This window comes from Arthrobacter sp. R-11, assembly GCF_049913155.1.
Classification (GTDB): Bacteria; Actinomycetota; Actinomycetes; order Actinomycetales; family Micrococcaceae; genus Arthrobacter.
On the sequence record NZ_CP183979.1, the window covers coordinates 4,386,890 to 4,397,975 of the forward strand.

General features: G+C 68.0%; 9 protein-coding genes. 3 read left to right on the top strand and 6 right to left on the bottom strand.

Annotated elements, in window-relative coordinates; genetic code table 11:
• Position 1 precedes the first annotated feature (1 nt).
• The 4 genes from ACN9M4_RS20095 to ACN9M4_RS20110 form a co-directional block, all read right to left on the bottom strand.
• On the bottom strand, positions 2-1,684 hold the full coding sequence (locus ACN9M4_RS20095) for an ATP-binding cassette domain-containing protein (RefSeq protein ID WP_426301077.1): 1,683 nt from the start codon (positions 1,682-1,684) through the stop codon (positions 2-4).
• Positions 1,685-1,749: 65 nt separating this feature from the next.
• A complete protein-coding gene (locus ACN9M4_RS20100) occupies positions 1,750-2,265 on the bottom strand; it encodes a hypothetical protein (RefSeq protein ID WP_426301079.1) in 516 nt (171 codons plus the stop codon).
• Positions 2,258-3,592: an FAD-dependent oxidoreductase gene (locus ACN9M4_RS20105; protein WP_426301081.1), complete on the bottom strand. Its 1,335-nt coding sequence runs from the start codon at positions 3,590-3,592 to the stop codon at positions 2,258-2,260. The genes ACN9M4_RS20100 and ACN9M4_RS20105 overlap by 8 nt, the downstream gene beginning before the upstream one ends.
• A 97-nt stretch (positions 3,593-3,689) precedes the next feature.
• Positions 3,690-4,841 carry a diguanylate cyclase gene (locus tag ACN9M4_RS20110; protein WP_426301083.1) on the bottom strand — a complete coding sequence of 384 codons (1,152 nt, stop codon included), beginning with the start codon at positions 4,839-4,841 and terminating at the stop codon, positions 3,690-3,692.
• A 362-nt stretch (positions 4,842-5,203) separates the two neighbouring features.
• Here ACN9M4_RS20110 and ACN9M4_RS20115 point away from each other — a divergent pair, with 362 nt between their 5' ends.
• The 3 genes from ACN9M4_RS20115 (at position 5,204) to ACN9M4_RS20125 (ending at position 8,516) form a co-directional block, all read left to right on the top strand.
• The gene (locus ACN9M4_RS20115) at positions 5,204-6,715 is read left to right on the top strand and encodes a CHAD domain-containing protein (protein WP_426301085.1); all 1,512 of its coding nucleotides are present in this window, start codon (positions 5,204-5,206) and stop codon (positions 6,713-6,715) included.
• A gap of 98 nt (positions 6,716-6,813) precedes the next feature.
• Complete coding sequence (locus tag ACN9M4_RS20120; protein ID WP_426303559.1) at positions 6,814-8,124, top strand: MFS transporter; 1,311 nt, start codon at positions 6,814-6,816, stop codon at positions 8,122-8,124.
• A 38-nt stretch (positions 8,125-8,162) separates the two neighbouring features.
• Complete coding sequence (locus ACN9M4_RS20125; protein WP_426303561.1) at positions 8,163-8,516, top strand: ArsR/SmtB family transcription factor; 354 nt, start codon at positions 8,163-8,165, stop codon at positions 8,514-8,516.
• Positions 8,517-8,544: 28 nt separating this feature from the next.
• Here the strand turns inward: ACN9M4_RS20125 and ACN9M4_RS20130 are convergent, their stop codons facing one another.
• Positions 8,545-8,901, bottom strand: coding sequence for a hypothetical protein (locus tag ACN9M4_RS20130; protein WP_426301087.1), 357 nt, complete (start codon positions 8,899-8,901; stop codon positions 8,545-8,547).
• A gap of 92 nt (positions 8,902-8,993) precedes the next feature.
• Entirely contained in the window at positions 8,994-10,988 is a 1,995-nt protein-coding gene (locus tag ACN9M4_RS20135) for a penicillin-binding transpeptidase domain-containing protein (RefSeq protein ID WP_426301089.1), read from the bottom strand.
• Between the last annotated feature and the right edge of the window lie 98 nt (positions 10,989-11,086).

Here is an 11,086-nt window from a genome sequence, read left to right on the forward strand (position 1 = left end):
CCTACCGCGCCCGCTCCACCCGGCTTTCGTCCCACACCGGCTCGGCTGATTCGTAGACCTTGCCGTCGGAGCCGAACACCAGGAAACGGTCGAAGGACTTGGCGAACCAGCGGTCGTGGGTCACGGCCAGCACCGTGCCTTCGAAGGCGTCGATTGCACGTTCCAGGGCTTCGCCCGAGTGCAGGTCCAGGTTGTCCGTGGGCTCGTCCAGGAGCAATAGGGTGGCGCCGGAAAGCTGCAGCAGCAGGATCTGGAAGCGGGCCTGCTGGCCACCGGACAGGGACTCGTATTTCTGCTCCGCGGAACCCACCAGTCCGTAGGAGTCCAGGGCGCCGGACGCTGCTTCGCGGCCCAGGCCGGAGCGGTGCTCATCGCCGCGGTGCAGGATGTCCAGCAGTGTGCGGCCCAGCAGATCCGGGCGGGAGTGGGTCTGTGCGAAGAAACCGGGGCGGATACGGGCGCCGAGCTTCACGGTACCTTCGTGGGGCACTTCGGCGATTTCGACGTCGGACACCGGCAGGTGCTCGCGCTCCGGATCGGTGCCGCCCGCGGCGAGCAGGCGCAGGAAGTGGCTCTTCCCGGAGCCGTTGGAGCCCAGCACGCCCACACGGTCGCCGAACCAGATTTCAGTGGAGAAGGGCTTCATCAGGCCGGTGAGCTCGAGCTTCTCGGCCACCACGGCGCGCTTGCCGGTGCGGCCGCCGCGCAGTCGCATCTGGACGTTCTGCTCCAGCGGCAGGGCCTCAGGCGGGCCGGCCTCGAGGAACTTGGCCAGGCGGGTCTGGGCGGCCTGGTACTTGTTGGCCATGTCGGAACGGAACGCAGCCTTGGTCTTGTACATGTTGACCAGTTCCTTGAGCTTCACGTGCTCTTCGTCCCAGCGCTTGCGCAGTTCCTCGAAGCGGGCGTTGCGGTCCGCCCGGGCCTCAACATAGCTGCCGAAGCCACCGCCGTGGATCCACGCGCCGGCACCGTTGATGCCCGGTTCCAGGGTGACGATCCTGCCCGCGGCGTTGTTGAGGAGTTCACGGTCGTGGCTAATGAAGAATACGGTCTTCTTCGACTCGTTGAGCTTGCCTTCCAGCCAGCGCTTGCCGGGGACGTCCAGGTAGTTGTCCGGTTCGTCGAGGAGGAGCAGATCGTCTGGGCCCGCGAAGAGCGCTTCGAGGACCAACCGCTTCTGCTCGCCGCCGGACAGGCTCGACGCGCGGCGGTGCTGGGCCTTGTCGAAGGAAACGCCGAGCGCAGCCATGCAGACCTCGTCCCACACGGTCTCGACGTCGTAGCCGCCGGCGTCTCCCCAGTCCACGATCGCCTGGGCGTAGCGCATCTGGGTGGGCTCGTCGTCGTGCTCCATCATGGCGAGTTCGGCGTCCTCCACGGCCTTCGCGGCCGCGGCCAGCGCGGGCGGAGCGGCAGAGACCAGCAGGTCCCGCACGGAGGATTCGTCGCGGACCTGGCCCACGAACTGGCGCATGATGCCCATGCTGCCGGAGCGGCCCACGGTGCCTTCGTCCGGCGTGATGTCTCCGGCGATGATCTTGAACAGGGTGGTCTTGCCGGTTCCGTTCGGCCCGATCAGCGCCGTCTTGCTGCCGTCCGGGACCTTGAAGGTCACGCCGTTGAGCAGCTGGGTGCCGTCGGAGAGGAAGTAGTCGATGCCGGAGACGTCAATATGGGCCACTGCCCAATCTTCCCATGGGCCGTTCGCCCGCGATTACCCGGAGGTGGTTCGCCTCCCCGCGGCTCTCAGGGACGAACACGGCCCCACGGCTTGTAAACCGCCAGCACCAGCGCAAAACCGAGCGACAGGAACGACACAATCGGAGGAAACAGCAACTGGACAGGTGCGGCGCCCAAAGCACGGCGCACGGCTGCGCCGCTGGCCCCGTCCGCGTCGCCCAACTCGGCAGGCAGGGAGCCAACTGCCGGAAGCAACGCCACGAACACCAAGGCGGTGAGCACGATTCCCAGCAGCAGCTTCACGAGCACCCACCAGTACTCAAACAATCCCCATTTCGTCCAGAGGCCCTGGGCCAGCCCCGTGGCGAGCATCAGCAGGCTCAGGGCAAGGACAGCCGGCGGAACGAATATTCCGATTGCGGTATAGACGGCGACGGCGGTCCGTCCGCTGTCGGTCAGCAGGCCGGTAAACACGAGAAACAGGAGCCCGACGTCGAGGCCCATCCATCCGACGCCGCCGGTGATGTGCAGGAGCAGGACCAGCTTCCGCCAGCCCTGCGGCAGCAGCCGCCGTTCAGCCATGGTCATCTCCGGGTTGCTCTGGGCCCGGCGCAGTTCCGGGCACGGCCGGCGGGGCCGCCTCAGCGGACGGTCCGACGACGGCGGCGGGCCGGCGCCGGGCGAATCCCGGGGCGTGCTCGGGCCGGGGACCGAAACCGATCATGAGCGACGGCAGCTTGCGGAGCCACGGAAGTTTGCGGGCGGCGAAGACCACCGGGCCCGGCGGGCCGGCCAGTCCGACCGTCACGGCAGGGCCGAAAATCACCTTGTGGAGCAGACGCTGCACGTTCTGGACCACCACGGTGGGAAGCCAGCGGCGCTTCTGGACCGCTGCCAGGTCCCGCTCCGTCAGTCGCCCGCGCAGCAGCGGCCCCGCAAGCCTCGCGGCTGCTGCCACCGCATCCTGGATGGCCAGGTTGATTCCCACCCCGCCGGCAGGGGACATGGCGTGGGCGGCGTCACCGATGAGGAGCAGGCCGGGTTTGTGCCAGCGGCTGATCCGGTTGAGCTTCACGTCCAGCATGTGCAGATCGTCCATGGAGCCGATTTCGCCGACCCGGTCGGCCAGGTCGGGGCGCAGGCGGGCGATGCGTTCACGGAAGCGTTCCACGCCTTCGGCGCGCAGCCGGGCATCCGCCCCCTTCTCCGCGATGTAGGCGATTTGGTAGTAGTCCTTGCGGGTGAGGGCAAGAAGCACCTCATTTCCGGCGAAGCGTGGCGTCAGGCTGGCGATCTGGCCTTGTTCGTCTTTGTTGCGCGAGAGCCGGAACCACCAGGTGTCGAAAGGAACCGGGAATTCGCGGGGGAGCAATCCGGCTTCCCGGCGCAGCACGGATCCCCGGCCGTCGCAGGCGACGGTCAGCTCCGCCCGCAGTTCCCCGGCTGCGGACTGCGCATCCCGGGTGCGGTACGCGACCCCGGCGACCTTCCCGCCGTCGTACAGCAGCCCAGTGACCTCCGTGTTCATCCGGAGAGTGAAGCGGGGTTCGTCGCGGGCGGCGTCGACGAGGAAGTTCAGCAGTTCCCATTGCGGCACCATGGCCACGTAGTTGTAGGGCGGCTTCAGCTGGTCGAAGGCGGCCAGGGTGATGTCGCCGTCGGGAGTGGGGAGCCGGAAATTGCCCAGCCGGCTCTGCGGGAGCGCACGGAATCCCGCGCCCAAGCCCAATTCGTCGAGGAGCCGGATCGTGGAAGGGTGGACGGTGTCCCCGCGGAAGTCCCGCAGGAAGTCGGCGTGCTTCTCCAGCACTGTGACCTCGACTCCTGCGCGCGCCAGCAGAAGCCCCAGCATCACCCCGGCGGGCCCGCCGCCCGCGATGACGCATGTGGTCCTTTCGGCCTGGTGCATGGCACCTCCCGGATGGCAGCAAATTCAGCAGGCGATGAATTTAAGTGTGCATGGCGGCGACGTGATGTCCAGAGCCCTGCTGCGGGCGCCCGCCGCGTCAGCCCCCGTGGCTCCCGATGACCGCCTGATTACGGCCGAGGCTTTTCGCCATGTACAAAGCGGTGTCTGCGGCCGCGATGAGTTCTTCCAGGTCCGCTGTTTCTTTCCCGATCGGGATGATGCCGTAGCTTGCCGTAGGCATCGGGAAGCGGGCGGCGGCGCTGGCGGTTTCAAAGCGGTTGCTGATATCCGCGGCAATGAACCGCGCCCGCTCGGCACTGATCCCGGGCACCAGGAGGATGAATTCCTCTCCTCCGATCCGGCCCACGAGGTCACCTGAACGGACAGCTGCCCGGCACGCTCCGGCGAAAGCCTTGAGCGCAACGTCCCCCGCGGCATGTCCGTAGCTGTCATTGACGGCCTTGAAATGATCGAGGTCTGCCAGGACAAGGGAGCCGTGCCTGCCATCCAGCCTCATCCTACGAAGCTCATCACCTGCCTCCTGGAGGAAACCCGCACGGTTCAGGAGGGCTGTGAGACCGTCCTGGGCGGCAGCAGTCTTGAGCACCCGGGCCCGGTTTTCGCTGCTGAGGGCAAACATGCTGAATGAGGCGACGGCCAGGAACGCCATGCCGACCAGGGTGGTGACGGCGGAGCCGAAGAACGTGTTGTACCGGGAACTGCCTGCGCCGTCGAGGATGAAGGACATGAGGCGGCAGAAGTAGAAAATGGCGACCGAAGCGGCGGCAACGCCCATGGCCATCCGGATCCTGGAGGACTCTGGCCCGCCGAGCCACAACTCCCGTGCGGCCAATCCGATCATGAGGCACATGAAGGCCAGGAACACGCCGTCACCGGCCCAGGGGTTGATGCCTGGACGGTCCACCGCGGCTGCGACGGCGGAACTTGCGGGTCCGGCGACAAGCACCCAGACAGGGGGATGGAGCGCCCTTAGAGAGCGGGCGCTGGCCCAGACGGCACACGCACCGGCCACCAACAAGGAGTTTCCCAGCGGGTTCGCCAACCAGCCGAATGCAGTGCCGTCAAGCAGGAACACTGCCGATCCGATCAGGAACAGGGCGAGCGAGATGGACCACCAGCCGCTGTAGGGGGAGCGCGTGCTTAGAAAATCCCCGAAATAGAACAGAATGCCGACGGTGAACGCGACTACGGCAAAGGCCACCCTCAGGCTGTTCGTGTCAAGAGCCATCGCGGCCTGCCTGGAGGCGGGCGGCGAGCCGGATCCCGGGCCGCTCGCGCTCTCCCCGGCCTGGTCTGGCGGGTTCACGCGACGGGCCAACGGGCATGTTGATCCCCTCAGCTAGATCCGATGCTCGACTGGATGCGAGCTTACCAAGCGGCCGGGCGCATGAGTAGATCCAGGCTCCTTGCGGGGGCTCGGATCGTCCGCCATCGGACCAGGATCCGGGGCCTTCCGTGCCGTGCTCTTGGCCCCTGTCGGTGGCCGCCGCGCGGCCCTACAATCGGGGTGTGCGACGCCGGGCAGGGCACCCCCGGCCTTCCAGCAGCACCAGGAACAGTCAAGGCGGTGCCGGCAAGGAAATGACCGCCATGCCCACCGAAACAAGCGAGACCGAACGCAAGTACGACGCCGGCCACGACGCCCGGGTCCCGGAGTTCACGGAAATCCCCGGCGTCGAGCAGGTCACCGGCACTCACGAGACTTTCCTGGAAGCTGTCTACTTCGATACCCAGGACAAGGTGCTCTCCGCCCGCAGGATCACCCTGCGCCGGCGCACGGGCGGAGCGGACGAGGGCTGGCATCTGAAACTCCCGTTGGGACCTGATGAGCGCCGCGAAATCCGGGCACCGCTCGGCCAGCCCGACGTCGTCCCTCGCGAGCTGCGGGACCGCCTCGCGGCCTATACCCGAGGCAGGGAGCTGACCCCGCTGGCCCGGCTGTCCACCCGCCGGACCGTCCAAGGCCTCTACGGGCCAGGCGGCGAGCATCTCGCCGACTTCGCCGATGACCGGGTCCACGCAATCAACCTTCGTGGGACCGACCAGGGCACGCACTGGCGCGAATGGGAAATCGAACTTGTCCACGCCACCGCGAAATTCTTCGACGCCGCCGCACCGGCGCTTACCGCGTCCGGCGCCGTCCCGGCCGAACATGCGGCCAAGATCGCCCGCGCCCTGGGCGATGCATGGCCCCCCGCCCTTGCCATCCGGCCCGCCAAGCCGCGAAAGAAAGGACCCGCGCGGGAGGTTCTTATCGCGTACCTTGACACCCAGATGGCCGAACTCATCGCCAACGACGCCGGAGTCCGGACGGGAGCGGGCGAGGCCGTGCACGACATGCGCTCCGCCGCCCGCCGTATCCGATCCGCTTTGCGCATCTACCGGCCGATGCTTCGCCGGGATGCCGCCGCCGCACTGGGCCGCGAGCTGCAATGGCTCGGCCGCATGCTCGGACGACCCCGCGACGCAGAAGTAAGGCGGGACAGGATCCTGGCGAAGCTGCACCAACTGCCCGGAGAGCAGGACGCCGGCCCCGCCCGGGGGGCCATCGAACATGAACTTGGCACCACCTACAACACCAGCTACCAACGGCTCCTTCAGGCCCTGGACACCAGACGATACTTCGATCTGCTGGACGCACTCGAGGACTTCCGGAACCGGCCCCCGGCCAAGGCCAAAGCAAAACGCCCGGCCCGCAAGGCAAGCGCCAAGCTCGTCAACAACGCAGCCCGCCGCATGGACCGCTCACACCGACAAGCCAAGAAGATCGGCGGCGGCCTCCAGCATGACAACGCCCTGCACGAGATCCGAAAAGACGCCAAACGCCTCCGGCATGCCGCAGAAACTGTCGCCGCCATCCACGGCAAGCGGGCTCGGCGGATCGAAAAAGCCGCCAAGCGCATCCAGCAGATCCTAGGTGAACGCCAGGACGCCGTCGTCGCCCGCGAACTGCTCCACAGCCTGGCCGCCGGCCCCGGCCTACCCGCAGGCACGAAGACCGTGTACGAAGAGCTCGCAACTGCTGAAACCCGGGCCGCGGAGCAGGCCGAGGCCGCCTATCGGAAGGCGCGCAAGAAAGCCCGCAAGCTGCGCCTTCGCTGAACGGGAAATATCGGGCGCCCCCGCCTCGGCCTCCGCCGGATATAACCTCCGTAATATGTGCACTACAATGCACATATGCACTTAAAGGAGGAAGAGTGATGCTGCCGGTACTGCGGAACCGCACGTACCGGCGGCTGTTCTCCGCCCAGATCGTGGCGCTCCTGGGCACGGGGCTGCTCACTGTGGCTCTGGGCCTGCTCGCCTTCGACCTCGCCGGGCGGGACGCCGGAGCCGTCCTCGGCACGGCCCTCACCATCAAGATGACCGCCTATGTCGGCTTCGCCCCGGTGATCAACGCCGTCGCGGCGAAGCTCCCGAAGAAGCCGGTGCTCATCGCGGCCGATCTGGTGCGGGCGGCGATGGCGCTGTGCCTGCCCTTCATCACCGAGGCGTGGCAGATCTACGTGGTGATTTTCCTGCTGCAGTCCGCTTCGGCAACGTTCACCCCGGCTTTCCAGTCGTTGATCCCGGCGGTCCTCCCGGCAGAGCGGGACTACACCCGGGCACTGTCCCTTTCCCGGCTGGCCTACGACCTGGAAGCGCTGGCCAGCCCGGCGATCGCGGCCGTGCTGCTGACCGTGCTCAGCTACAACAAGCTGTTCCTCGGCACGGCAGCCGGTTTCCTGCTCTCCGCGCTCCTGGTCGTCCGTACCGCACTGCCCCCAACCGGGAGTGGCCCGGCACAGGAGGCTCCGGCGTCGTTGTGGCACCGCACCACCCTCGGCGCAAGGATCTTCTGGCGGACCCCCAAACTGCGTTCGCTGCTGGCGCTGAACCTGGTGGTCGCCGCACCCACGGCCATGGTCCTGGTGAACACCGTGGTCTACGTCCGGGAGGTGCTGCACCGGCCGGAGACGGACCTTGCCCTCGCCCTGGCCTGCTTCGGAGCCGGCTCCATGGCCGTGGCGCTCGGTGCGCCGCGATTGTTGGAGCGTTTCGGGGACCGTCCGGTCATGCTCAGCGGAGCAGCCGTCATCCCCGTGGTCACCGCCGCCGCCGCGGCCGTGACGTTCCTGGCGGAACCGGGCACCGGAACAAGCACCGGGGCGGACAGCGCCTGGTGTTTGCTGCTTGGGCTGTGGTTCCTGCTGGGGGCCGGCAACTCGACGGTCCTGACGCCGTCGGCACGGCTGCTGCGCGAAGCCTCCGATGAGGCAACGCGGCCCTACGTCTTCACCGCCCAGTTTTCGCTGTCCCACGCCTGCTACATCGTCACGTATCCGCTGGCGGGCTGGCTCGGCGCCACGGCGGGGCTTGGCCCGGCTGCCCTCGCGCTGACTATTGTTGCGATGATAGGCAGTACGGGTGCGTTCCTCTCGTGGCCGCGCAGGCCTCGGGGGCGCGCGTCCGGACACCGGCCCGGACAGCCGGGAAGCCGCGGAACTCAAGCACTAGGAGCAGGCCTTTGAGCAGCGCCAACAGAGCCGGCAGCGCCGCCAGCGCCAGCATCGAGCGGCAAGAGTCCGTGCCCTCGCTCGTCCACGAGGTGACCCCGGACGCCGAGCTGCTCGACACCGCGGCCGGAACGCTGCGGATGCTCGCCGAACCCACCCGGCTTCACCTGCTCTGGCAACTGAGCTCGGGGCCCAAGTCGGTCACCGAACTCACGGAACTGGCCGAGGTACCACGCACCGTGGTCAGCCAGCACCTAGCGAAGCTCCGGCTCAGCGGCCTGGTGGACACCCGCAAGGACGGCCGGCACGTCATCTACTCCCTGCACGACGGCCACCTGGTCCGGCTCATCCGCGAAACCCTGAACCACGCCGACCACCAGCTCACCGGCGAACCGTTCCACGACTGAGGCGGCCGGCTTGCCGGCCTGGGCCCCGTCAGTACCGGCTCGGGAGCGGCGTCCTCATGATGTGCGGCAGCTGCGAAATGATGCTCACAATGAAGATGAAGTAGGCAATGAAGAACAGGCACCCGGCGATGAAGAGCCCGATCCCCACCCAGCCCAGGACCTTTCCGTCCTGCGCCGGAACCCCATAGGCTTCGGCTTTCTTGGACTGCATGATCGCCAGCGGGCCGAAGACCACGCCGAGCGACACGATCCCCAGCACTCCGAACACGGCGGCCAGCCGGGCGTGCTTCATGCCCTCGAGGTACCAGCGCAGTTGGCCTTGGGTGACTGGAGCTTGGTCCGGTTGCGGGTACCCGGGCTGGAGATCCGGCGGTGGTGTGGACATGCGTTCCCCCTCGATGCTTGTTCCCGATGCGTGGCCTTCCCGGGAAGGTTCCGCGTGACAGCCTGAGGATATGTCCTGGCCGCAAGCAGGGACTACCCCGCCGCGGTCAGGAATTCCTTCAGCAGCGGTCCGCTGGTAGTGGCGCCGAGGCCGCCGTCCTCGACGAACACCGCCACTGCGAGGTCGCCGTGCACCGCCACGATCCAGGCGTGGGTTTTGGGCGGGTTCTCCTTGCCGAACTCGGCGGTGCCGGTCTTGGCACCCACCGGCGCGCCCGGGACCTGCGCCAGGAAGCCGGCGTGGCCGGAGGTGACCACGGCCCGCATCATGTCGCTGAGGGCGGCCGCTTCGGCCTTCGTCAGCGGTTTCGCGATCGCCGGGGCGGTAGCCGAGGCAGAAGAAGGAGCGGACGACGGCGGCGAGGCGCCCGCCGCGGGCGCGGCACCGCCGTCGGGGCTACCGCCGTCGGGGTTAAGGACCAGCTGCGGCGAGACGGGAGCGCCGTGGCCCACGGATGCAGCCATCACGGCCGCGGCGAGCGGCGAGAGCAGCACCTTGCCCTGGCCGATCATGGAGGCGGCGTGCTCGGTGCCTTCGGCGCTGCCTGGGACGGAGCCGAGGAAGGCGTCGGCGCCCAGTTTAGGTGCTTCCACGGCCACGCCAAGGGAGGTGGCAGCGGATTCGAGCTGCTGCTGGCTGACCTTGTCCCGGGCGGAGATGAAGGCCGTATTGCAGGAGTGCGCGAAGGCTTCACGGAGCGGGACCGAGCCCAGGGAAGACGCCGGATAGCCCTCGGCGTTCTTGAAGGTGCGGCCGTCAACGGTGAGTGTGGGCGTGCACTCGACCTTGGAATCGGGGGTCATGCCGTCGCGGAACATCGCCAGGGAATCAACGATCTTGAACGTGGAACCGGGGGCGTACTGGCCCAGCATGGCGGTGTTGTAGCCGTTGCTGCCGGGACCGGACGCGGCGGCAAGCACGGCCCCGGTGGAGGGCCGGATCGCCACAATGGCCGACGCCGGGCCGATGTCCGCCAGGGTGGTTTCGGCGAGCTGCTGCAGCCTGAGGTCCAGCGTGGTCTTCAAGGAGGTGCCGTCCGAGGCCGGGACTTCGAACAGGGTGCGTGGTTCTCCGCTTGCGCCCTCGGCCGGGGCGTCCTGCCCGGACGCGGGCACGGCCGCCACCACCAGTCCGTCCTTTCCGCGCAGCAGGGAGTCGTACTTTTCCTGCAGGCCGCCGGTGCCGACGATGTCCCCGGCTTTGAGGGCGCCCTTGGACTTTTCGATCTGCTCGGCGCTGGCCTGGCCTACCGAACCCAGGACGGGGCGGGCGAAGGTGCGGGTGGGCGCAAGCGGCATGGTGCCCGGCAGGGCGACCGCGCCCGGGATTGCCTTCAGCTTCGCCTCGGTGATTTCCGGGGTGAAGCCGCGCAGCACGATCGCTTCCACGAAGGCCTGCGCACCGGCGGCCGCGGTCTGCTTGGCGTACTCCCCGGCGTCCAGGCCAACGAGTCCGGCCAACGCCCGGGCGGAGGAGTCCACCTTGGCCGCGTCCACCTTGGTCTTGTCCAGGCCCACGCGGATCACCTTGCGGTCCTGCACAATCGGGGTGTCTCCGGCGCCGAGGATCCCACCCCGCTTGGCGCCGACGGTGGTCACGTCCAGCACTTCGCCGTCCTTGAGTTCCGGGGCGAGCAAGGCCGGGTTCCACTGCACGGACCATTTGTCCCCGGATTTCTTCAGCTCGGCCTGGGAGCTGTACTTCCATTCGGCCGAACCCAGCTTCCAGCTGTAGTCCAGAGGCACGGTGGCCTTGCTCCCGTCGAGCTTCACCTCGCCGGCCTGCACGGCCGGTTTGATGTCGCCGAGGTCCGCGAACACGGCCTTGAGCTGCTCATTCGCCGCCGCCGTTTCCGTGCCGTCGAGGGCCACGGGGCCGAGGTCGAGCGCCGCCAGCGAGGACGCGAGCTGCTTGGCAGCGCCCTCCGCCCCGGCACGGCCGTCGTCGCACGCCGCCAGCGATCCGGCGAGCATCAGGGCCGCAAGTCCAGTTACCAGAATCTTCGTTGTTTTCCCCACCCGCGCCATTATGCCGTGTCCCCCTGACAGGCCCGCCGGGGACATGCGGTGCCCCGCTACGCATGATGACAAGCATGTGCGTCGACTCCACCGTGCGGGCCGCCGCC